Consider the following 229-nt stretch of genomic DNA (forward strand, 5'->3'; position numbering starts at 1 on the left):
TGAGGGAGTGGTCGGACCGGGTGGCGGGGGTGCTGGTCGCGCGGGGTGTGGGGCGGGGTGATCTGGTTGCTGTGGTGTTGGAGCGGTCGGTGGATGTGGTGGCGGTGTTGCTGGGGATTGCCAAGGCGGGGGCGGGGTTTGTGCCGGTGGATCCGGCGTATCCGGTGGAGCGGATCGGGTGGATGGTCGAGGATGCGGGGCCGGTGCTGGTGGTGTGCTCCGAGGAGAC

The 229-nt window shown here is 69.9% G+C and carries 1 protein-coding gene; it reads left to right on the forward strand.

What is annotated here, in order from left to right:
* Window positions 1–20 precede the first annotated feature (20 nt).
* A partial coding sequence (locus JK364_RS54885) for an AMP-binding protein (RefSeq protein ID WP_307841758.1) occupies window positions 21–229 on the forward strand: 209 nt, incomplete at its 3' end.

The organism is Streptomyces endocoffeicus, assembly GCF_016741935.1.
Taxonomy (GTDB): domain Bacteria; phylum Actinomycetota; class Actinomycetes; order Streptomycetales; family Streptomycetaceae; genus Streptomyces; species Streptomyces endocoffeicus.